The sequence below is a fragment of the Streptomyces erythrochromogenes genome (genome assembly GCF_036170895.1).
GTDB lineage: Bacteria > Actinomycetota > Actinomycetes > Streptomycetales > Streptomycetaceae > Streptomyces > Streptomyces erythrochromogenes.
Map to the genome: position 1 here is coordinate 533,401 of NZ_CP108036.1, position 19,566 is coordinate 552,966.

A 19,566-nucleotide genomic window follows, 5' to 3' on the forward strand; every position below is an offset into this window, starting at 1 on the left:
GGTCAGAGCACGGCGATGCCCAGGGGGCGGGTGCCCGCGGGGAGTCGGCGGGCCGTTCCGGTGTCCAGGTCGACGACCGTGATGCCGTTCCAGTGGCCGTCGCGGGTGTAGCCGCCCGTGACGTACGCGGTCCGGCCGTCCCGGGAGACGGCGACGTCCTCGTGCGGGCCCTCCAGCGGGACGAGCCGCTCGGTGCCGTCCGGGGACCGGACCGTCAGCGACGGGCCCCTGCCGTCACCCGGCCGGACCGCCCCGGTACCGACCACCAGGAGCCGGCCGTCGGACGTGAGGGCGACCCCGTGCTGGTGGGTGTCGGCGGTCATCGGCTCGACCGCGGTGCGCCCGGTGCGCGGATCGACCACCGCGAGCCGTTCGCCCTCGAACGGCAGCAGCAGCTTCCCGTCGGACGGGCGTACGGCCGCGTAGTGCGGCTTGAGCCACGAGCCGAGGCCGCCCTCGGTGCCGTAGGGGGCCACCTCGATGCGGCGGGTGCTCAGCGGTCCGGCCGCCACGACGGTGACGTCGAAGGAGTCGTGCCCGGTGACGTACACCTCGGCGCCGTCCCGCGAGACGTCCACGTCGAAGGGGCGCCTGCCCACCGGTACGACGGCGGTGACCTCTCGGCTCGCCGTGTCGAGGACCTCCAGGACGCCGGTGGTGCCGGGGACGTTGACCCCGACGTACGCGCGTGCGCCGTCCGGCGAGAGGGCGATGCCCATGCCGCCGCCGCGGTACTCGCCGTCGGCGACCGGGCCGGTCGCGGTGCGGTACGGGATGCGCGCCACCCGCACGCGGGTGCGGGTGTCGACGACGGCGACGCCCTCGGCCGTGGCCACCCACGCCCGGCCGTCCGCGCCGACGGCCAGTGCGTACGGGGCCCGGCCCACGGCGACCGAGGCGACCGCGCCGCGCTCGGGGTCCACGAAGGTGACCGTGTCACCGCCGAAGTCCGCGGTCAGGAGCAGACCCTGCGGGGTCGGAGCGGTGGCCGGCAGCGGTGAGGCCGCGGACGGCGCCGGCGCCGCGCCCGGTGCGGACGGCGCCGCGTCCTGGGCGCAGGCCGCGAGCAGTGTTGCGGCGGCGAGCGCCACGAGGACGGTACGGGTGCCCCGCGCCCGGCGGTTCACCGGTCCGCCCCGGGCTGCGCCCCGGCCGCGCGCAGGATCCGCGCCATGCCCTCGAAGCCCCGGCGGGCGGCGTGCTCGTACGGGGTCACGCCGTCGTGGTCGGCGAGCAGCGGATCGGCGCCCGCGGCGAGGAGGATCCGGGCGACTTCTTCGTGGCGCGGGCCGCCGTCGCCGAGGATCACGGCCTCCAGCAGGGCGGTCCAGCCGAGCCGGTTGACGTGGTCGACGTCGGTTGCGGTCTCCTCCAGGACGGCGCGCACGTACGCGGTATGGCCGCGCTCGGCGGCCGGGACGAGGGAGATCCCGCCGAAGCGGTTGACCTGTTCCAGGTCGGGTCCGGCGGGCAGCAGCAGGCGCATCATCCGCACGCTGCCGGTGACGCCGGTGACCAGCCAGGGGCTGTCCTCGCGGGAGTCCGGGGCGTTGGGGTCGGCTCCGGCGGCGACCAGCAGCCCGGCCGCGGCCAGGTGGTCGCCGAGCGCGGCGAGCAGCAGCGGTGTGCGCAGCTGCTCGTCGCGGGCCTCCACGGCGGCGCCCGCGGCGAGCGCCGCGCCCACCGCGGCCGCGTCGCCGCGGCGGGCCGCGTCGAGGAGGTGTCGGTCGTGCGCGTTCATGGTGTCCCTCTCGGCTCCGGGGCGGGGAGGGCCGCGTACGCCCTCCCGCTCCCCCGGTCCATGCTCGCCCGGCCGCTGCCCGCGTCCGGTCCGCCCGGCGGACGGAGCCGTCGGGCGGACCGGACGACCCCGGGGTCGTCCGATCGGCTGATGCGGGAGCCCTAGCCCTCGTACTCCGTGAGGTCGATGCCGTGGATCTCCACGGCGTGTCCGTGGCGGGGGTCGGTGGTCTCGCGTTCGCGCACCATGTCCAGCTTGCGGATCACGTTCTCGGAGGCGGTGTCGCCGAGGCGGCTGACGGCGACGACGCGGTCCAGCCCGCGGTCCTGGAGGGCGAATTCCAAGGTGGCGTGGGCGGCTTCGGAGGCGTAGCCCTGGCCCCAGTACTGCCGGCCGAGCAGCCAGCTGATCTGCACGTCGGCCCGGGCGTCCGGCAGGTCCTCGAGGACCGAGAGGCCGACGGCCCCGATGAGCTCGCCGGAGCCGAGGAGCTCGACGGCGAAGAGCCCGAAGCCCTCCTCGTCCCACTCCTCCTCCCAGCGCTCGATCGCCTCGGCCGTCTCGTCGAGACCGAGGGTGGAGCCGTCGCCGATCCAGCGCATCACCTCGGGGTCGGCGTGGATCTCCGAAAGGGGGACGAGGTCGTCGTCGGTCCAGAGGCGGAGGAGGAGGCGGGGGGTACGGATCTCGGTCATGTCCCACATCCTGCCGAAATTCGCCGGACCAGCGGTAATCGGCCGTTGCGGCTGTGTTGCGGGTTCATGGCCATCCGCCGGGGAAGCTTTCCGCGGTTCGCCCCGGACCCCTACGGTCCGTCGGGAACCACGACCGAGGAGTGACCCTGCCATGCCGCTCGACATGTCGGACGAAAGCCACTACGACCGCACGCGCCTGCGGCAGTGGGCCCGCGGCCGCGCCCGCTCCGCCGGAGTGGACCGCCGCGACCTGCTGAAGCTGTTCGCGGTGGGGGCCGCGGCCGGATCCCTGGGCGTGGCCGGGGGCGGTACGGCCGCTGCCGCCCCGGCCGCGGGGGCGGACGCCGCGCCGGGCATCGTCAAGCCGCTGCCGCCGGAGCTGTTCACGATCCGCGGGACGAACGCGGAGGCGAACTTCGCCTCGTTCCGGGGCACGGGCCATCTCACCCCGATCGACCGGTTCTTCGTCCGCAACCACACCTCCACCCCGCGCATCGACGCCGGGACGTGGCGGCTGAAGGTGTGGGGCGACGGGCTCGCGGGCGCCCCGGTGGAGTTCTCGTACGAGCGCCTGCGGGCCCTGCGGGCGGTCGAGCGGACGCTGTTCATCGAGTGCGCGGGCAACGGCCGGAGCTTCTACTCCACGCAGCAGGGCCAGCCGGTCTCCGGCACGGCCTGGACCCTGGGCGCGATCGGTGTCGCCCACTGGCGCGGGGCCCGGCTGTCGGACGTGCTGCGGCTGGCGGGCGTGACCCGGGGCGCGGTCGACGTCCTGCCGCGCGGGCTGGACGACGAGGTGGTGGCGAACGGGGTGAACCTGGGCCGGGTGCGGCGTCCGCTTCCGGTGACGAAGGCACTGGACGACGTGCTGCTCGCCTACGAGATGAACGGGCGCCCGCTGCCGCCCGACCACGGCGGCCCGGTCCGCCTGGTGGTCCCGGACTGGGTGGGGATCTCGTCGATCAAGTGGGTCGGTGACATCGAGGTGAGCGGCGAGGCGCTGTACTCGCCGTGGAACACCGACATGTACCGGCTGTTCGGGCCGGGGCACCCGGCGGAGGGCAGCGCCCCGCTCACCCGGCAGACCCTCAAGAGCGCCTTCGAGCTGGAGCTGGGCGCCACCGTTCCCGTGCACCGGACGCGGCTGCTGACGGGCCGTTCGTGGTCCGCCGCGGCCCCTGTGACCCGTGTCGAGGTCAGTACGGACGGCGGGGGTCACTGGCGGCGTGCCCGGATGCACGACTCCCCGCGGCGGGGCGGCTGGGTGCGCTGGTCGGTGCCGTGGACGCCGCGGACGACGGGTGCGACCGCGTTGCTGGCCCGGGCGAGCGACGGGGCCGGGCGCACCCAGCCGGAGACGGCGGTCCACAACACGCAGGGCTATCTCTTCGACGCGGTGGTGCGCCACCCCGTCACGGTGGTCTGACCCTCCCCCTGCGCCTACGGGGTGTGGAAGCGGACCTCCGGCGCGTCGGCGGAGGGGCCGTCCAGGACGGGCCGGGACTCACCGCGCAGGTGCCGGTCGAGGAAGGCGCCGACGTAGCGGCGGGTCAGTTGGACGGAGCGGTCGCCGGGCAGCGGGGCCTCGGGGTCGTCGAGGCCCAGCTGCTGGCCGATCGACGGGAAGTCGCTGAAGGTGAAGTGGCCCGACCCGTCGAAGGTGATCCAGCGCTTCCAGCCGTCGAGCTGCGGCCAGTCCCGGTCCCAGCTCGCGTTGCCGCCGGGGCCGCGGTCCTGGGCGCCGAGGAGCAGGAAGGGGCGGCCGCCGAGTCCGGCGGCGGGTACGGGCGTGGCGTTGCCGCCGTCCATGTTCACCCCGGCGCGGATCCTCGGGTCGGTCGCCATCGCGGCGATCGCCGAGGCCCCGCCGATGGAGTGGCCCGCCATCGCGATGCGGCCGCGGTCGACGATGCCGGCGTGGCGCCAGGCGGGGTGGGGTCCGGTGAGGCGGTCCAGCAGGAAGGACACGTCGCGGGCGCGGTTGTCGCTGACCGCCTGCATGCCGGTCTGCTGGGCCTTGTCGCAGGCCAGGCAGGTGAGGACGCGGCCTCCGGGGAAGGCGGTGCCGACGCTCTCGTACGCGTGGTCGACCGCGGCGACGACGTAGCCGCGGGAGGCCAGGTCCTCGGCGAGCGCGGTGAGGGTGGCGCGGTGGACGGTGAAGCCCGGCGAGAGGACGACCAGCGGGTACCGGCCGGCGACGGGGCGGGCGCCGGTCCGGGAGGCGCTCGCGGTACCGGTCAGGGTCTCGACGGGAATGGCCTGGTCCAGTCCCTTGTCGACGAGCAGCAGCCGGGCCTCCTCGCGGGTGAGGTAGCGCGCGGCGGTGCCGGTGTCGCGGCGCGCCGGGTAGCGCATGGTGACCATCAGTTCGCGCGGCCCCGATCCTGCCCACGGGTCGGTCCGGCTGCGGTCCACCAGGTGCAGGTCTTCCCGGCCGACCGCGAACCGGCCGGTGGGGCGAGGGAGTTCGACCGCGGTGCGGCTGCGTTCGGACGCGGCCGGGGCGTCCGCCGCGACGGCGGTGCCGGCGGCGGCGAGCGGGATCGGCAGGAGCAGGGCGAGTAAGGCGGCGGCGGCTGTTCGGCGTCGAGTCATGGAAGCGACGCTATGCACCGCGGCCTGGCGGGTCGTCATCTTGCCGGTGGATCCGGCCGTACCCCCGGGGGGAGGGCTCCGCGCCCCGCGTCACTCCGAAGTATTAGTACCCGCGGGGACGGTGATGGCCTGGAGCTTGTCCCTCAGGTAGGTGTGGGAGTCGACGGGGTCGTGGACCACCCGGCCGACGGGGGCGGGGAGGGATTCCACCCGGGTGTGCGCGTCGCATTCGTAGAAGTAGACGAGCGAGATCAGTTCCTCGGCGGGGGTGTCTGCGGGCGGGGGCAGTACGCGGTGGCGGCCGGCCCGCCAGCGGTCGCCGGTCCAGCGGGCCATCAGGTCGCCGATGTTGACGGTGAGCGCGGCCGGGTCGAAGGGTGCGTCCTGCCAGCCGTCGGCGTCGGTGTGGATCTGGAGGCCTCCCGAGCCGAGCTGCCGGTCGAGGACGGTGACCGTGCCGAAGTCGGTGTGGGCGCCGATGCGGAACTGGCCCGGCAGGGGTGTGCCGACGGTCTCGGTGCCGGGGTACCAGTTGAGGTTGAAGCCCCAGGTGGGGTGTCCGGTGTGGCGCGTGAAGTGGTCCTCGGCGAGTCCGAGGGCGGTGGCGAGGAGTTCCAGCAGCTCGTCGGAGAGGGCCCGCATCCGGGCCAGGTACTCCGTCACCGGCGGCCGGAGCTCCGGCACCTCCTGCGGCCAGGTGTTGGGCCGGTACCACTCGGCGTCCACGGCGGGGTCGCCGGTCGGTTCGTCGGCCGCGAAGGACCAGGACTCCTTGAGGTCGGGCGGCGAGGCGGTGCCTTCGGCGTAGCTGTTGGCCTCCGCCCCGGGGCCCAGCCAGCCCCGGCCGCCGACCGTGACGGCGTACGGCTCCTTCAGGGCGGCCGGCAGCCGGAAGAACGTGCGGGCCGCCTCCCGGATCCGGGCCGGGAGCGAGGGGTCGACGCCGTGGCCGGTCACGAGCAGGAATCCGGCCGCGCGCAGGGCCTCGTCGACGCGCGCGGCGGTACGGGCGCGCGCCTGCGGGCCGCCGGACCGCCACGGCCCGAGATCGATCACGGGAACCTGGGATCCGGCCATGGGAGACCTGCCTTCCGACGCTGCGCGGTGGTGTCCGGGACCGAGGCTATCGCTGCGCGCGACCGGACGGGATCGACACGGAAAGTGAATCTCGGCCACTTTGTGTGCGCATCGACGGCCGCCGACCGCGATGATCGTCACGATAAGGACCAGAATGGAACGACGGGTGCCTCAGGGACGGAGCGTGCGGTGGAGATTTCGACGCGGGAGGTCTTCGGGGCGCCGTGCTGGGTGAGCCTGATGACGCGCGACCTCGGAACGGCCCAGCGCTTCTACCGTGCGGTGGCCGGGTGGCGGTTCCGGCCGGCCCGGCTAGGCGACGCGTTCTCGGTGGCCTTCCGCGACCGGGTCCCGGTGGCGGGCATCGGGGCGCTGGCCGCGGATCTGGGGGTGGCGGCGGCGTGGACCCCGTACTTCGCCGTGGACGACGCCGACGTGGCGGTGGACCGCATCCGGGAGCGGACGGGCACCATCGCGGTCGGTCCGGTGTCTTTCGAGTCCGGCGGCCGCGCGGCCCTCGTCGCCGACCCGGACGGTGCCGTCTTCGGGATCTGGGAGGGCAATGTGGCCGCGGACTGGCGGGCCGGCAAGGGTCCGCTGCCGGCCTGGCTGGAACTGAGGACCAGGAACGCGCTCGACGCGGCGATGTTCTACGGCGCGGTACTGGAATGGGCCACCGACCGCCCGGGCTGCTGCGCGGTCTCCTACGAGGAGGACCAGGTCGTCCTGCGGCAGAACGGCGAACCGGTGGCCCGCCTGAACAGCGGTCCCGTCGAGCTCGCCTCCTACTCGCCGCACACCCGGCCGCGCTGGCACGTGCACTTCCGCGTGCCCAGGCTCCGGCCGGCGATCGAGGCGGCCGTCATGCTCGGGGGCCGCATGGTCTCGGACATCACCTCGAACGCCACGGAGCGGTGGGTGACGCTCCGCGACCCGGACGGGGCGCTCTTCACGCTGACCACCGAGGTCGGGGCGGACTCGGACGAGGACCTCGCCCGGCCGGGCCTGTACTGACCGTCCGCGCGGGCGGCACCGGCCGGGCGGTGTTCGGGGCGCCCGTCAGCCGAGGGCGGCCAGGACCCGGTCCGGGGTGAGGGGCAGTTCGCGCAGCCTGCGGCCCGTGGCGCGGCTGACGGCGTTGCCGATCGCGGCGGCCACGCCGACGATGCCGATCTCGCCGATGCCCTTGCCGCCCATCGGGTTCAGGTGCGGGTCGTCCTCGTCGATCCAGTGCGCCTCGATGTCGGGCACGTCGGCGTGCGCGGGCACGTGGTAGGACGCCAGGTCGCACTCGGTGAAATCGCCGTGGACGGGGTCGACGGAGCTGTGCTCGGTCAGGGCCATGCCCAGGCCCATGATCATGGCGCCGACGAACTGGGAGCGCGCGGTCGCCGGGTTCAGGATGCGGCCGGCCGCGTACACGCCGAGCATGCGGCGCACGCGCACCTCCCCGGTGACCGTGTCGACGCGTACGTCGGCGAAGTGGGCACCGAAGGCGTGGCGGGCGTACGGGAACTTGCGCTGGGCGGCCTGCGTGGTGTCGGCGGACGCCGACAGCCCCCCGGGCGGCAGCGGACCCCGGTGGCGGGCCAGCCGGGCGGCGAGCGCGGTGCAGGCATCGTGGACCGCCCAGCCCCAGGAGGCCGTGCCGGCGGAGCCGCCGGCCAGCAGGGCCGGGGGCAGGCCGGTGCTGCCGATGGCGGCCGTCACGGACGCGAGGGGCACGCCCAGGGCGTCGGCGGCCACCTGGGCGAGGACGGTGCGGGCGCCGGTCCCCAGGTCGGTGGCGTCGATCTCGACGAGGTAGCTGCCGTCGGGGCGGGCGTGGGCCCGGGCGGTGGAGGGGCCGATCCAGACGGGGTAGGTGGCGGCGGCCACGCCCACCCCGGCCAGCAGCGGTCCGTCGCGGCGCGGGGTGCGCAGGGAGGCCCAGCCGAACCGTTCGGCACCCTCGCGCAGGCACTCGACGAGGTGGCGGCTGCTGAAGGGGCGGCCGCTGTCCGGCTCGGCGGCGGGCTCGTTGCGGATCCGCAGCTCGATGGGGTCCATGCCGAGCTCGTCGGCCAGTTCGTCCATGGCCGATTCCAGGGCGTACATGCCGGGGGCCTCCCCGGGGGCCCGCATCCAGGAAGGGGTGGGCACGTCGAGGGCGACGACCCGGTGGGTGGTGCGGCTGTCGGGGACGGCGTACATGACGCGGCCGGGGACGGCGGCCGGTTCGACGAACTCCGCCACGCGGGAGGTGTGGGTGGTGACCGTGTGGGTGTAGGCGGTGAGGGTGCCGTCGCGGCGCGCTCCCAGGCCGATCCGCTGCACGGTGGGGGCGCGGTGCCCGACCGCGGCCGGCAGGTCGCGTCGCGGCAGGACGAGTTTGACGGGGCGTCCGGTGTGCCGGGCGGCCATGACGGCCAGGACGACGTGCGGGCGCGGGGTGCCCTTGCAGCCGAATCCGCCGCCGACGTGTTCGGAGACGACGGTGATCCGGTCCTGCGGCAGGCCGAAGAGGGAGGCGAGCACCGTGCGGACGGTGCCGGCGCCCTGGCTGGAGTCGTACACGGTCAGCCGGCCGGCCTCGGCGTCCCAGAGGGCGGTGGCCGCGTGCGGCTCCATCGGGTGGTTGTGCAGCGGCGGCACGGTGTAGGTGCGCTCGATCCGTACGGGGGCGGCGGCGAGGGCCGCGTCGGGGTCGCCGCGTTCGCGGTGGGCGGGGAACCCGTTGGCCTCCTCGGGGGTGCGTGCGCCGGGGTGGTCCTCGCGCAGGAGCACGTCGTGGGGTTCGGTGGCGTAGTCGACGCGTACGGCTTCGGCGGCGGCCTGGGCGGCCTCCGGGGTATCGGCGATCGCGAGGGCCACGTACCAGCCGTGGTGCGGGACGGCGGTGTCCTGGAGGACCTGGAGCGTGGCGTCGTCCGACGGGCCGAGGCGGGGCGCGTCGTACGGGGTGAGGACGGCGAGGACGCCGGGCAGGCGCAGGGCCGCGGCCGTGTCCACGGCGCTGACGCGGCCGCGCGGGACGGTGGCGGGGACGGGGCGGGCGTAGGCGCAGCCGGGCGGGGTGTGGTCGGCGGCGTAGCGTGCGGCGCCGGTGAGCTTGTCCGGGCCCTCGGCGCGGACGGCGGCGGTGCCGAGGGCGGTGTGCGCGGGCATGACCTGCTCCTGTCCTGGATGTGGCGGCCGGCAGCGCTACGGTTGCGCGGCTCTACGGTGCACGGCGGGAGGTCGCGGCGAGTTCCGCGAGCGTGGCGAGCGCGTCGCGGGCGAGGTTGCGGGCGAGGACGACCTTGTGGGCGTTGTCGCGCAGGGGCCTGGCCCGGTCGAGTTCGGCGTCGACCGCTCGCCGGACGGTGCCCGTGTCGAGGACGGCCCCGGTCAGCTCCTGCTCGGCCGTGGTGGCCCGCCAGGGCCGGTGGGCGAGCCCGCCGAAGGCGAGGGCGACGTGCCGTACGCGGCCGGTTGCCGGGTCGAGGTCGAGGACCGCGGCGACCGAGGCCAGTGCGAAGGCGTAGGAGGCCCGGTCGCGGGCCTTGCGGTACAGGGAGACGGCGCCGGGCACGGGGGCGGGCAGGAGCACGGCGGTGAGGATTTCCCCGGGGCGGATGACGGTGTCCTGCTCGGGATGGTCGCCTGGCAGCCGGTGGAAGCTTTGGGCGGCGACGGTCCGGATGCCGCCGGTGGCGCCGGTGCCGTCGCCCGCGTCGCCGTCACCGCCGCCGTACAGCTCGATGTCGGCGTCGAGCGCGGCGAGGGCCACGGCCAGGTCGGAGGGGTGGGTGGCGATGCAGTGCGCGGAGTGCCCGAGGACGGCGTGTTCGCGGTGGACGCCGTCCCGGGCGGCGCAGCCGGTGCCCGGCCGCCGCTTGTTGCAGGCCTTGGACACGTCCTGGAAGTACGGGCAGCGGGTGCGCTGGAGCAGGTTGCCGCCGGTGGTGGCGATGTTGCGCAGCTGGCCGGACGCGCCGGCGAGCAGGGCCCGGGCGACGAGCGGGTAGCGGGTCCGTACGAGGGGGTGGGCGGCGACGTCGCTGTTGCGGGCGGTGGCTCCGAGGCGCAGGCCGCCGCCGGACCGCTCCTCCACGGCGTCCAGCGGCAGCCGGGAGATGTCGATGAGGGTGGCGGGGGTTTCGACGCCCAGTTTCATGAGGTCAACGAGGTTGGTGCCGCCGCCGAGGTAGCGGGGGTCCGGGTGGGCGGCGTAGGCCCCGGTCGCCTCGCGCAGGCTGCCGGCCCGGACGTAGCCGAAGGGCTTCATGCGGCGCCGCCGGCGGGCACGACCGCGGCCGCGGTGTCGGCCACGGCCCGGACGATGGCCGGGTAGGCGCCGCACCGGCACAGGTTGCCGCTGAGCCGTTCCCTGATCTCCGGCGCGGTCGGCTCCACCGGACGGCCGGGCTCGGCGAGGGCTTCGGCGGAGGTGACGGCCGAGGGGTGGCCGGCGGCGGCCTCGGCGAGCGCCCCGACGGCGGAGCACAGCTGGCCGGGCGTGCAGAAGCCGCACTGGAAGGCGTCGCGCCGGAGGAAGGCCCGCTGGAGCGGGTGCGGGCCGCCTCCGGGGGCGGTGGCGGCGAGGCCCTCCACCGTGGTGACCTCCGCGCCGTCCTGGGCGACCGCCAGGAGCAGGCAGCTGTTGGCCCGCCGCCCGTCGAGGAGCACGGTGCAGGCACCGCACTGGCCGTGGTCGCATCCCTTCTTCGGCCCGGTGAGGCCCAGGTGTTCGCGCAGCAGGTCGAGGAGGGTGACGCGGTGGTCGGCGCCCACGACGTGCTCGGTGCCGTTGACCCGAAGGGTGACGGGGCTGCTGGTGGCGGGTGCGGCGTGCTCGGTGGGGTCGGTTCGGCTCACCTCCACAGGTTCTCCGACGGCGCCGGGTCCGGCATCCGCGGACGGCCATTCGCGGCGGATCACCTTCGGTGACGGTTCGAGATGCGGGTGTACGGCAGTGCTGGTTCGCTGAATCCGCCCGCTCTCCCCCACTGATCCGAGGAGCGATCATGAGCGTTTCAGGCGAGTCCCGCGGCCGGTCCCAGCAGATGCGCACGAAGGCCAAGGAGCTGAACGAGGCCGCCGAGCGGTCCACCGATCCGGAGGAGCGCCGCCGGCTGAAGGAGAAGGCCCGCCGTCTCCAGGAGCAGAGCGAGCAGGAGAGCCGGATGGACGACCGGGGCATGGACCCCATGTAGCCCGCGCCCTCCCCGTACTCACCGCGCACCGGCCGGTGTCCGCCCCGATCCCCCTCGCCGCGGCCACCGGCCGCCGTGCGGGTGCGGCGGGTGCGGCTACTGGTACCAGTCGTCCCCGCCGTCGGCCAGGGACCGGCCGAGGTAGTCCCGCAGGTCCCGGGCGACCCAGCGCCGACTGTCGTCCTCGTGCTCCCACACGAAGATGTCGTCCCGTTCGGGGGTGCGGACGAAGGCGAACCGCTGCCGCTCGGCGTCGGCCACCGCGGCCTCCCCGACGGGCCCGCCGAACTCGACATCTGCGTACGCCTCAACGGCGGTCCCTCTCCACGTGCGCGCAGCTTCAGCGGATCCGCCGTGGCGCAGAGTCGACCCGGTCGGAGTTCCGTTCGGGGTGAACGAGCGGTGGAAGGTGAAGGCGTGCGGCACGGAGCCGTGGTCGTGGAGGTGCTCCAGCCTGGAAACCCCGTCCTGCCAGGTGGGTATCACGCCGTCGCAGACCCACCAGCACACGTGGTTCGGGTGCCCTGTCCTCTCGAACCAGTCGTAACGCCTGTTCAGCGCCGCACGGTGCAGACCGGTGTAGACGGCGTCGAAGGCGGGGCGCAGGTCGGTCCAGAGTGAGAGCGTCGTGGCCAGGGCGGTGGTTTCCACCGTACGGCCCTTGCCGTACCAGGTCGGTACGGCGAACTCTCCCCATGCACCCCAGTCCGCCCCGAAGAGCATGCCGCGGTCACCGTCTGCCGCTTCGGCACGCGCGAGGTGTCCGGGGTGCTGACTGATCTTCCGGTAGACGGCCTCGCCCCAGTCGTAGAACTCGCGCGTGAGGGGTCCGGGGTCGGCGAGAGGTGACTTCAGGACGCCGAATGTGTACAGAGCAAGTCGGGGCATGCGTCTCTCCCTGATGGGGGGCCTGGTGTGGACGCCGTTCGGTGGCTTGGGCACGGGGCGAGGGCCTGGAGGAACCCCTGCGCCGCCGTTCGCGATCGCCGAAGACCAGGTGAAGGTAGCTGCCTCTGCGGGCCGTGTCGAAGTTGCGTTTTCCCGGTCCAAGTGGCCTCGTGCAGCGGTCATTTCGAGGGCCGGGGCGGAAGAGGACGGCCCATGGCCACAAGCCCGGGCGGCACCGGCCGAAAGGCACTGCGGCCCGCCCGGAGCCGATCTATGGTGGCGGTCCGATGCCGGAACCACGGGAGGGCCGACGATGACCGTCGACGGTTTCAAACTGCTCGCTGACGCACACGACTACCTGCTCACCGCCGTCCGCGGCGTCCCCGCCGAAGCGTGGGCGGATCCGACGCCGTGCACCGAGTGGACGGTGCGTCAGGTACTGAACCACGCGCGCCTGGACCAGCAGGCGCTGGTCATGCAGATCACGGGCGCAGCCCCCGAGAGCGACCCATTCGAGCCCGAGGACGCGACGGCCGGCGACCCGGTCGCGGAACTGGCGGCGGTGCTGGAGGCAACCGCCGCGGCGTGGGAGTCGAGGAGGGACGACGAGAGCGTGCCCACCCCGATGGGGCCGATGCCCGCCGATGTCGGCACGGCCGCCGCGGCGCTCGACGCCGGCATCCACGCCTGGGACATCGCCCGGGCCACCGGTCAGGACCTGCCGCTGACCGAGGAGATGGCCGAGGCCCTGGAGGACATCGCGGCGAGGATCGTCGACTTCGTCCGCGACTCCTTCGGCAAGTACGCGCCGCCGCTGGTCCTCCCGGAGGGGGCGAGCCGCGCGGAGAAGCTCCTCGCGTTCACCGGGCGGGACCCCCGTTGGTCGCGCTGACCCCTCCGGTGCAGAACACGCACCCCTCCCAGAACGGGAGCGCGTCCAGCACCCGGTGAGCCGTGCACGAGGCCATCGCGGCCTGGTTCGGCCCGGGCGGTCCGCCCGGGCCGGCCGCCGTACGCACCGCCGTCTCCGCGCCCGCCGTCTCCGCGCCCGCCGTCTCCGGGTCGAACGCCTCCACCATGGCCCGGTACGTGCGCGAGTACCCCTCGGCCCGGGCCGGCTCGTACGTCAGCTCGTCCCACCGGTGGCGGGAGAGCGCCAGGTCCAGGACGCGCAGCAGGAAGCCCTTGGCCGCGGCCCGCTCCTGCGGCGCGTCCCCCAAGTCGAGCTCCGCGAGACCGAAGCCGACCACCCCGCGCCCCATCACGTTCTGGTCCTGGAGCGTCAGCAGGGCGGCGAAGCGGAAGTCCCAGGGCTCGCGGGCCAGCGTCGAAACGGCGAGCACCAGTACGTCCACGAACACCGCCGTGCCGCCGTTGGTCATCTCCAGGTGCCGGCCGTCAGTGCCACGGAACGTGTTCATCGGACCAGCCTGGACGGGGGCGGCAAGGGCCCGGGAGCCTCCTACAGCCGAACCTTCCATTCCACCGTGGAGCGGAGCGTGCGGACGGTCTTCGGGTCGCGGACCGACGGTGTGCGGTCCTCGGCCGTCACCGACAGGCGGTGGGTCCGCAGGTCGAACAGCCACAGTTCCGCCACCGACACCTCGGTGCGGCCCTCGAACAGCTTGAGCTCCCTGCCGTCCAGGTACCAGCGGACCACGAGCTGGCGGCCGTCCGCGCCGGACAGCCTCGGGACGGCCACCTTCGCCTTGTTGCGCAGCCGCAGGGTCCGGTCCGTCGGCGTGACCGCCGTGGCGATCCGCGCGTGCTGGTAGAACCCGGCGATCATCGCCTCGACGCCGGGCAGGTTGAAGGGCTTGCCCAGGACCCGCATCAGGGAGTTGTCGGTGGGCCGGTACAGCCCCGTCACGTAGTAGTTGCCGCCCTCGTACGCCCCGACCGTGCCGCCGTCGGGCGACTCCTCTCCGAGCCACCGGTACCACTTGGCCCGCTGCGCGGCCATCCGGTCGGCGGTCAGGCCCGAGCTGTTGGATTCGCCGGGTTCGGGCCCGGTGTACTTCTCGTAGTCCGGGACGCCCGGGTAGAAGTACTCGTCGGCGAGCTTGCCCAGCGAGTGGCCCGTCTCGTGGATGGCGACCTGGCCGGACTTCGGGTGGCCGGCCGACGCGGTCGATATCCCCTCGTAGCCGAGGGCGGCACTGGGCTCGTTGTAGCCCGCTCCCCCGTACTTCGCGCTGTTGGCCAGGACGATGACCAGGTCGGCCTCCGGCGCCTTCGCCACGTACGCGTCGACCTTGGGCTGGTCGATGCAGAGCAGCCGCTCGATGTCCCCGCACCAGAAGTACGAGCCGAGGGCGGTGTCGCGGACCGTGGCCGGGTCGGGATCGCCGGAGACGCCCGATTCGCGGGAGACCGCGTCGACCGTCCAGACGTTGAAGAGGCCGCGGTACGTGGTGTACGGCTCGACGGCGGCCACCTCGGCCCACTTCTGCTCGGCGTCCGCGTGGAAGCGCGGCAGTTCGGCCGCGGTGTAGCCGTCGCCGATGACGACGACGTCGAGGCGGTCCGCGGTGGAGCCGTTGTCGATCATCTTGGTGACCTCGCCGTCGGCCGACCGCTCGGCCTCGGTGAGCCGGCCCGCGCTCTTCGCGGGGCTGCCGGCCGCCGGTACCAGGGCGTGCCCGGATCCGGCGTCGCCGCCCTGTTCGGGCCCGGGGATCTCGACCTCCACCCGGGTCCTGGCCGGGCCGTCCGCAGCGTCCGCCGGGCCCGCCGGGCCTGCCGCCACGAGCGCCGCGCTCGCGCAGACCATCGCGAGCGCGGCCCTGAGCGTCGTACGCGCGGCCGGACGCCGCGCCGGAGGCCGTACCGCCCGTCTGATGACGGTGCCTGTGACCGGATCCATGAAGTCCTCCCCCGGGAAAGGAAGTTAAGCGGATTGATAAGCGCACTGAATCGGCTGCTTAAACTAGGCGGAGCGCGGGAGGTGCGCAATGGCGTACTCCGGCTGAATACTGTGGAGTTCGAGCAACCAGGGGGGATTCCATGGACGAACCGGGCGAGATCGGTCGCAGGGTTCAGCGCATGCGCGTCGAACGCGGGCTGACCCAGAAGCAGTTGGCGCACCCGTCCTACACCTCGGCCTACGTCTCCACCCTGGAGTCGGGCAAGGTGCGCCCCTCCGAGACCGCGCTGCGCTTCCTCGCCGGCCGCCTGGGCACGTCGTACGAGGAGCTGGCCACCGGACGCCCCGCCCACCTGGCTACCGAGCTGCGGCTCGCCCTCACCGACGCGCAGCGCACGCTCGCCACGGGCGCGGCCGACGAGGCCGCCGTGCGCTACCGCGGCCTGCTCGCCGAGGCCGAGGAACTCGGGCTCGTCCCCGAGCAGGCGCAGGCCCGGCTCGGCCTCGGCGAGTGCGCGCTCGAGTCCGGTGAACTGCCCGCCGCGATCGGCCACTTCGAGGAGGCCGAACGCCTCCTGGCCGACGAACCGCTACCGCGCCGCGCCCGGCCCCTGCGCGGCCGGGCCGTGGCGCACCTGCTCGCCGGCGAGCTGCGCTACGCCTGCTACCTCCTGGAGTCCGCCATCGACGAGCTGGGCGCGAGCGGACTGGCCGATCCCGACGCGCTGGTCCTGCTGCACGCCGCGGTGATCGGGCCGTACATGGACATGGGCGCCCATGCGCGCGCCGCCCACTCGGCGGAGCTCGCGCTCGCCCTGGCACCGCAGGTCAGCGATCCGGCGCTGGTGGCGGGCATGCACCGGCAGGTGGCGCGGACCTTCCTCGCCGAGGGGCGGATGGCCGACGCCGATGCCTCCCTGGCGAAGGCGCAGGCGATCTACGGCCACCTGCAGCTGCGCACGGATCTGGCGCACTGCCACTGGATGCGCGGCTACGTACTGGCGCAGAACGGTGAACTCGGTACGGCCGAGCGGGAGCTGCGCACGGCCCGGGACATGCTGTCGGCCCGGCGGGCCGGCCTCTACACGGCCCAGGTGGAGGTGGAGCTGGCGGACGTACTGCGCCGGCTGGGCCGGCACGAGGAGGCCGCGGGGCTGCTCGCGGCGCTGCTGGAGCTGGGCAACAGCCACGGCGCCGTGCACGCCGGCGGCGCGCACCGGCTCCTCGGCCTGATGGCCGAGGAGCGCGGTGAGACGGAGTCCGCCGAGGAGCACTACGTCCAGGCGCTGGCGCTGCTGGAGCGCAGCGGGGCGACGGGCGATCTCGCCGACCTGTGCCGGCTCCTGGGCGATCTGCTGCGGCGTACGGGCCGGGTCGAGGCGGCCATGGACGCGTACCGCACGGGTCTGGGGCACCGGGCGGCGCCGGGCACCACCACCCTGGGCCCGGCACCCTCGGCCGCGTTCCGGCCCGCCCGGGTCAGTGGTTCTCGGTGGGACGCAGATCGCGCGGAATGAGCGCCCAGGTCGTGGCCGCCGCGGCGACGGCGAGGCCGCCCGCCATGAGGAACGCCGGGGTGATGGCGAGGGTGTAGGCGTGCGAGGCGGTGTCGAGCAGGGCCTGGCCCACGGCGCCGCCGAGCCGTTCGGCGATGTGCGCGGCCTCGCCGACGGAGTCCCGTGCGGCGGCCGCGGTGGGCCCGTCCAGTTCGAGGGTGGGCAGGTTGCCGCGGTAGAGCGCGGCCGCGGTGGATCCGAGAACGGCGACGCCCATGGCGGAGCCGAGCTCGTAGCAGGTCTCCTCGATGGCGGCGGCGCTGGAGACCTCGGCGGCGGGCGCGGCGGAGACCAGCGTCACCGAGGCCACCGTGGTGGCGATGCCGGCGCCCAGGCCCATCACGGTCAGGGCGGCGGCGAAGGCCGGGTAGCCGAGGTCGGTGAACTGCTGGAGGGTCCACGGCAGGGCCATGCCCGTGGCCAGGACGACGAGTCCGGCGCCGAGCACGTGGCGGATCGCGAAGCGCTGCATCAGCGAGGGGGCGACCATCGAGGCGGCGATCAGGGCGAGCGGGGCCGGCAGCAGGCGCAGTCCGGCCTCCAGCGGGGTGTAGCCCTCGCCGTACTGGAACCACTGGGTGACCAGGAAGAGGATCGCGCCCATGCCCACCATGGGCAGGAAGATCGCGGTGGCGGCGACGCTGAAGGCGGGCTTGGCGAACAGCCGTACCTGGAGCAGGGGGTTGTCGAGCCTGGTCTGGCGGCGGACGAAGACGGTCAGCGCGACGGCCGCGACGAGGAGCAGCCCCCAGGGCAGGGGGTGGGCCACGCCGCTCTTGCCGAGCTGCTTGATGCCGCCGGCGAGGGCGAGCATGCCGACGACGGACTGCCCTACGCCCCACCAGTCCCACTTTCCGGTGCTGCGCGGGGAGCGGGATTCGGGCAGGTAGCGCAGGCCGGCCGCGACGATGACGGCGGCGACGGGCAGGTTGAGGAGGAAGGCGGAGTGCCAGCCGTGGTCCTGGACCAGGAGGCCGCCGACGACCGGGCCGAAGGCCATGCCGCCGCCGAAGACGGCCGCCCAGACGGCGAGGGCGAAGGCGCGCTCCTTGGCGTCGGTGAAGACGGTGCGCAGGATCGAGACGGTGGCCGGCATGATGGCCGCGCCGCCGATGCCGAGCAGGGCGCGGGCCGCGATCAGGTGCCAGGCCTCGGTGGCGAACACGGCCATGAGCGAGGCGGCCGAGAAGATGCCGAAGCCGGCCATGAGCAGCCGCTTGCGGCCCCAGCGGTCTCCGAGCGCACCTGCGGTGACCAGCAGGCCGGACAGGGCGAGCGCGTAGACGTCGATGATCCACAGCTGCTGTACGGCGCCGGGCTGGAGGTCGCCGACGAGCGAGGGAAAGGCCACGTTGAGGATCGTGGTGTCCATGGAGATGAGGAGGAGGCTGCCGGAGAGTATCGCCAGGACGATCCACCTGCGGGGGTCCGGCGCGGGGGTGTGCATGGGGTTCCGTTCAGGTCTGTGCGCGGTGACGTGCGGGTCAGGGTGCGGGGGCACCGGCGGGGGGCCGCGCGAGGGGCCGCGTCCCGCTGAGGAAGGAGGTCAGGACCAGGTGGCCGATCTGGCGGGGGGCGAGGTGCCCGTCCCGTACGCCTTCGGCGGCGGCGTCGAGGAGTCCCCAGAGGGAGTACCAGATCCAGTACGGCGGGAGGTCTGCGCGCAGCCGTCCCAGCCGCTGGCCGAGGGCGAGGAAGGCGAGGGCCCGCTGGTCCTGGCGGTCCACGCCGGCCCGGAAGGCGGGGTCCGCGAGCACGGTGGCGTCGCGTGAGGTGAAGCCGTAGAGGTGGGCGGCGGGCATCAGCGCGACGACCAGTTCCTCGAGGGCGGCGTCGAAGGCGTCGGCGTCGGCGTTCTGCGCCAGGTCGAGCGGGGCCAGGCAGCCGTCGACCACCTCGATCGCCCGGACCGCGACGGCTTTCAGCAGGGCTTCGCGGGTCGCGTAGCGGCGGCTCAGCGTGGCGCGGCTGGTCCCGATGCCGGCTGCGATCTGCACCATCGAGGCGCTGTGATCGCCGGCGAGGACGCGGGCCGCACCGTCGAGCAGTTCTTCTTCGTTCACCATGTCGAGCCTCCTTCGCCTCGAACGATACAAGATTGTCTCATCCGAGGCAAAGACACCCCACTTTGGCGCCGACTTCCGCGAAGAGCGCTGAACCGCACCACCGCACCCCTAAGGCACGCTCAGCACGTGCCACATCCGCATGGACCGGGGGTTGCGCAGGTAGAGGTGGGGGCCGCGGCCGATGGGACGGCTGTAGCGGCGCACGGGATCGCCGTTGGGCCAGACGAGTTCACCCTGCCCGGTGATCACCGCCCCGTCGTCGGTCAGGCGGCAGTGGTGGAGCCGCCCCCGCCCCTCGGGGCCGCCGAGGAGCAGCAGGCGCTGGTCGCTCACCGCGAGGCCGCGAATGCCGCGGATCGGCAGGGACCGGATGCGCGGCGGATCGCCGATCCGCTGCTCGACGAGGGCGCGGTCGTAGCAGTCCACGACCCGGACCTCGGAGTCCGTGACGTTGATCGCGTCGGCCTCGAGGTAGAAGCGGGCGCCCGGCGAATGACGGAAGCCGTGCTGTTGCCCGCACCGTCCCACCGGGCGACGGCGTCCACGCTCAGGGGGTCGTCCCCGTACATGCCCTCTTCTCCGTGCAGGGTCCACAGGGCGGCCCGGCGGTCCGCGACCAGCTGGATCACATGGGTGCCCATGCCGAATCTCCGCCGGGGCCGGCCGTTCCGGCCGAAGAGCTGGCCGTTGCGGCGGTCGGCCCCCCGGAAACCGTGCACCACGAGACCGCCCCCGGGCAGAGCCTCCAGGTCCCTCGGGTTCACGGCCACGTCGTGCAGGATGCGCTCGCGGACCGCGTCGCCGTCACGGGTGACGAGCAGGGCGTCGAAGGGCAGGGCGAGCGGCTCCGCGGAACGCCCGCCGTAGGGCCTGGACGGGAACCGCGCGTCAGTACAGATCAG

Annotated in this window: 18 protein-coding genes and 1 pseudogene; 5 read left to right on the forward strand and 14 right to left on the reverse strand. The window is 74.1% G+C overall.

Annotation, left to right across the window (positions count from 1 at the left end):
• Positions 1-2: 2 nt before the first annotated feature.
• The 3 genes from OHA91_RS02610 to OHA91_RS02620 form a co-directional block, all read right to left on the reverse strand.
• Positions 3-1,127 (reverse strand): YncE family protein, encoded by a 1,125-nt coding sequence (locus tag OHA91_RS02610; RefSeq protein WP_266495998.1) that lies wholly within the window; start codon positions 1,125-1,127, stop codon positions 3-5.
• Positions 1,124-1,741, reverse strand: coding sequence for an ankyrin repeat domain-containing protein (locus OHA91_RS02615; protein WP_266495995.1), 618 nt, complete (start codon positions 1,739-1,741; stop codon positions 1,124-1,126). The genes OHA91_RS02610 and OHA91_RS02615 overlap by 4 nt, the downstream gene beginning before the upstream one ends.
• Before the next feature lie 161 nt (positions 1,742-1,902).
• Positions 1,903-2,436 carry a GNAT family N-acetyltransferase gene (locus tag OHA91_RS02620; RefSeq protein WP_030819958.1) on the reverse strand — a complete coding sequence of 178 codons (534 nt, stop codon included), beginning with the start codon at positions 2,434-2,436 and terminating at the stop codon, positions 1,903-1,905.
• A 151-nt stretch (positions 2,437-2,587) separates the two neighbouring features.
• Here OHA91_RS02620 and OHA91_RS02625 point away from each other — a divergent pair, with 151 nt between their 5' ends.
• Positions 2,588-3,862, forward strand: a complete 1,275-nt coding sequence (locus OHA91_RS02625; protein WP_266495990.1) for a sulfite oxidase — start codon at positions 2,588-2,590, stop codon at positions 3,860-3,862.
• A gap of 14 nt (positions 3,863-3,876) precedes the next feature.
• Here the strand turns inward: OHA91_RS02625 and OHA91_RS02630 are convergent, their stop codons facing one another.
• Positions 3,877-5,034, reverse strand: a complete 1,158-nt coding sequence (locus OHA91_RS02630) for an alpha/beta hydrolase family protein (RefSeq protein WP_328738466.1) — start codon at positions 5,032-5,034, stop codon at positions 3,877-3,879.
• Positions 5,035-5,124: 90 nt separating this feature from the next.
• Positions 5,125-6,111 (reverse strand): isopenicillin N synthase family dioxygenase, encoded by a 987-nt coding sequence (locus OHA91_RS02635; RefSeq protein ID WP_266495986.1) that lies wholly within the window; start codon positions 6,109-6,111, stop codon positions 5,125-5,127.
• A 240-nt stretch (positions 6,112-6,351) separates the two neighbouring features.
• On the opposite strand from OHA91_RS02635, the gene OHA91_RS02640 reads away from it, so the two are divergent.
• Positions 6,352-7,125, forward strand: a complete 774-nt coding sequence (locus OHA91_RS02640) for a VOC family protein (protein ID WP_266496920.1) — start codon at positions 6,352-6,354, stop codon at positions 7,123-7,125.
• A gap of 45 nt (positions 7,126-7,170) precedes the next feature.
• Here OHA91_RS02640 and OHA91_RS02645 read toward each other — a convergent pair whose 3' ends face one another.
• From OHA91_RS02645 to OHA91_RS02655, 3 genes are read right to left on the reverse strand one after another with little or no spacing between them, the layout of a single operon-like run.
• A complete protein-coding gene (locus OHA91_RS02645; protein ID WP_328738467.1) occupies positions 7,171-9,258 on the reverse strand; it encodes a xanthine dehydrogenase family protein molybdopterin-binding subunit in 2,088 nt (695 codons plus the stop codon).
• A 52-nt stretch (positions 9,259-9,310) separates the two neighbouring features.
• Positions 9,311-10,360 carry an FAD binding domain-containing protein gene (locus OHA91_RS02650; RefSeq protein ID WP_328738468.1) on the reverse strand — a complete coding sequence of 350 codons (1,050 nt, stop codon included), beginning with the start codon at positions 10,358-10,360 and terminating at the stop codon, positions 9,311-9,313.
• Positions 10,357-10,950 carry a (2Fe-2S)-binding protein gene (locus OHA91_RS02655; RefSeq protein ID WP_328738469.1) on the reverse strand — a complete coding sequence of 198 codons (594 nt, stop codon included), beginning with the start codon at positions 10,948-10,950 and terminating at the stop codon, positions 10,357-10,359. The genes OHA91_RS02650 and OHA91_RS02655 overlap by 4 nt, the downstream gene beginning before the upstream one ends.
• A 149-nt stretch (positions 10,951-11,099) precedes the next feature.
• Between OHA91_RS02655 and OHA91_RS02660 the strand changes: the two genes are divergently transcribed.
• Positions 11,100-11,288, forward strand: a complete 189-nt coding sequence (locus OHA91_RS02660) for a DUF6381 family protein (protein WP_030657858.1) — start codon at positions 11,100-11,102, stop codon at positions 11,286-11,288.
• A 372-nt stretch (positions 11,289-11,660) separates the two neighbouring features.
• Here OHA91_RS02660 and OHA91_RS02665 read toward each other — a convergent pair.
• Positions 11,661-12,176: pseudogene (locus tag OHA91_RS02665) on the reverse strand (DUF3291 domain-containing protein); the annotation flags it as partial.
• 313 nt (positions 12,177-12,489) lie between these two features.
• Between OHA91_RS02665 and OHA91_RS02670 the strand changes: the two are divergent.
• The gene (locus OHA91_RS02670) at positions 12,490-13,068 is read left to right on the forward strand and encodes a TIGR03086 family metal-binding protein (RefSeq protein WP_266495975.1); all 579 of its coding nucleotides are present in this window, start codon (positions 12,490-12,492) and stop codon (positions 13,066-13,068) included.
• On the opposite strand, the gene OHA91_RS02675 is transcribed toward OHA91_RS02670, so the two are convergent.
• Together OHA91_RS02675 and OHA91_RS02680 are read right to left on the reverse strand one after the other, a co-directional pair.
• Positions 13,037-13,597 carry a hypothetical protein gene (locus tag OHA91_RS02675; RefSeq protein ID WP_328738470.1) on the reverse strand — a complete coding sequence of 187 codons (561 nt, stop codon included), beginning with the start codon at positions 13,595-13,597 and terminating at the stop codon, positions 13,037-13,039. The two genes, OHA91_RS02670 and OHA91_RS02675, sit on opposite strands and share 32 nt — an antisense overlap.
• A 41-nt stretch (positions 13,598-13,638) precedes the next feature.
• On the reverse strand, positions 13,639-14,949 hold the full coding sequence (locus OHA91_RS02680; protein WP_408059224.1) for a M64 family metallopeptidase: 1,311 nt from the start codon (positions 14,947-14,949) through the stop codon (positions 13,639-13,641).
• Positions 14,950-15,182: 233 nt separating this feature from the next.
• Between OHA91_RS02680 and OHA91_RS02685 the strand changes: the two genes are divergently transcribed.
• Positions 15,183-16,559 (forward strand): helix-turn-helix domain-containing protein, encoded by a 1,377-nt coding sequence (locus tag OHA91_RS02685; protein ID WP_266495968.1) that lies wholly within the window; start codon positions 15,183-15,185, stop codon positions 16,557-16,559.
• On the opposite strand, the gene OHA91_RS02690 is transcribed toward OHA91_RS02685, so the two are convergent.
• From OHA91_RS02690 to OHA91_RS02700, 3 genes are all read right to left on the reverse strand, one after another.
• A complete protein-coding gene (locus tag OHA91_RS02690; protein ID WP_266495965.1) occupies positions 16,522-18,045 on the reverse strand; it encodes an MFS transporter in 1,524 nt (507 codons plus the stop codon). The two genes, OHA91_RS02685 and OHA91_RS02690, sit on opposite strands and share 38 nt — an antisense overlap.
• A 37-nt stretch (positions 18,046-18,082) precedes the next feature.
• A complete protein-coding gene (locus OHA91_RS02695; protein ID WP_328738472.1) occupies positions 18,083-18,664 on the reverse strand; it encodes a TetR/AcrR family transcriptional regulator in 582 nt (193 codons plus the stop codon).
• A gap of 108 nt (positions 18,665-18,772) precedes the next feature.
• Positions 18,773-19,192 carry a hypothetical protein gene (locus OHA91_RS02700; RefSeq protein ID WP_328738473.1) on the reverse strand — a complete coding sequence of 140 codons (420 nt, stop codon included), beginning with the start codon at positions 19,190-19,192 and terminating at the stop codon, positions 18,773-18,775.
• Positions 19,193-19,566: the final 374 nt, after the last annotated feature.

Coding starts and splice junctions, on each gene's coding strand:
- OHA91_RS02645 (WP_328738467.1), bottom strand. CDS start 9,258: ATGCCCGCGCACACCGCCCTCGGCACCGCCGCCGTCCGCGCCGAGGGC.
- OHA91_RS02615 (WP_266495995.1), bottom strand. CDS start 1,741: ATGAACGCGCACGACCGACACCTCCTCGACGCGGCCCGCCGCGGCGAC.
- OHA91_RS02680 (WP_408059224.1), bottom strand. CDS start 14,949: ATGGTCTGCGCGAGCGCGGCGCTCGTGGCGGCAGGCCCGGCGGGCCCG.
- OHA91_RS02675 (WP_328738470.1), bottom strand. CDS start 13,597: ATGAACACGTTCCGTGGCACTGACGGCCGGCACCTGGAGATGACCAAC.
- OHA91_RS02690 (WP_266495965.1), bottom strand. CDS start 18,045: ATGCACACCCCCGCGCCGGACCCCCGCAGGTGGATCGTCCTGGCGATA.
- OHA91_RS02630 (WP_328738466.1), bottom strand. CDS start 5,034: ATGACTCGACGCCGAACAGCCGCCGCCGCCTTACTCGCCCTGCTCCTG.
- OHA91_RS02695 (WP_328738472.1), bottom strand. CDS start 18,664: ATGGTGAACGAAGAAGAACTGCTCGACGGTGCGGCCCGCGTCCTCGCC.
- OHA91_RS02625 (WP_266495990.1), top strand. CDS start 2,588: ATGCCGCTCGACATGTCGGACGAAAGCCACTACGACCGCACGCGCCTG.
- OHA91_RS02685 (WP_266495968.1), top strand. CDS start 15,183: ATGGACGAACCGGGCGAGATCGGTCGCAGGGTTCAGCGCATGCGCGTC.
- OHA91_RS02650 (WP_328738468.1), bottom strand. CDS start 10,360: ATGAAGCCCTTCGGCTACGTCCGGGCCGGCAGCCTGCGCGAGGCGACC.
- OHA91_RS02620 (WP_030819958.1), bottom strand. CDS start 2,436: ATGACCGAGATCCGTACCCCCCGCCTCCTCCTCCGCCTCTGGACCGAC.
- OHA91_RS02640 (WP_266496920.1), top strand. CDS start 6,352: ATGACGCGCGACCTCGGAACGGCCCAGCGCTTCTACCGTGCGGTGGCC.
- OHA91_RS02660 (WP_030657858.1), top strand. CDS start 11,100: ATGAGCGTTTCAGGCGAGTCCCGCGGCCGGTCCCAGCAGATGCGCACG.
- OHA91_RS02635 (WP_266495986.1), bottom strand. CDS start 6,111: ATGGCCGGATCCCAGGTTCCCGTGATCGATCTCGGGCCGTGGCGGTCC.
- OHA91_RS02670 (WP_266495975.1), top strand. CDS start 12,490: ATGACCGTCGACGGTTTCAAACTGCTCGCTGACGCACACGACTACCTG.